The following is a 653-nucleotide window of genomic DNA, read 5'->3' as shown; positions in this document are numbered from 1 at the left end:
TCTTTGTCGTCCACGAGCTTCTGGGCGGCCTCCGTGGCTTGGCGCGGGTCGGCCGCATCGTCTTGCGCATCGAGCTCCAGCGTGATCTTCTGGCCGCCGATCGTCAGGCCCTTCTGATTGATCTCTTCAATCGCAAGGCGGGCGCCGTTTTCGCTGTCCTTGCCTAGGTGGGCTGTGCCCCCGGTCAGCGGCGCGACGTGACCGATTTTGACAACTTCATCCGCAAATGCGGCATTTGCGCCGAGAATGATCAAACCACTTCCAAGACTTAACGACAGTGCGTGGCGCAACGTCATAGACATTATTATTTTCTCCAGCGTACGAGTTGACATCAATAGATAAAAGTACCGGGGCTCCGTTAAGCAAAATCCGGGCCTCGTCGCTTCTGGAAGACGTTTCCGACTCAACGGCCAATCGAGATGTCACTCGACTTCATGCCAACTGGCTCCATATTGATGGGGCCCGACCGCCACTGATCTTTGGACGGACCGTGTTGAATGTGTAGATCCAATAGAAACCGGTCTGGCAAGCCCTGCATACGGCGGGAGCACAACGGCGGTGCGAAGCCGCCTGATGGGGTTTTGTCGCAGTAAGGCAGGATGGACGATCAAACTCGATTGCTATGTATTGCTTATGAAACGAGCGAGTAGAAC

Annotated in this window: 1 pseudogene; it reads right to left on the bottom strand. The window is 55.4% G+C overall.

What is annotated here, in order from left to right:
• Window positions 1–233 (bottom strand): annotated as a pseudogene (locus tag P0D89_RS53795) (ABC transporter substrate-binding protein); the annotation flags it as partial.
• Window positions 234–653 lie beyond the last annotated feature (420 nt).

The sequence above is a fragment of the Paraburkholderia sp. RL18-085-BIA-A genome (genome assembly GCF_046027075.1).
Lineage (GTDB): Bacteria > Pseudomonadota > Gammaproteobacteria > Burkholderiales > Burkholderiaceae > Paraburkholderia.
The sequence above is the reverse complement of the archived record's forward strand: the minus strand, read 5'-3'. Positions and strand labels throughout refer to the sequence as shown.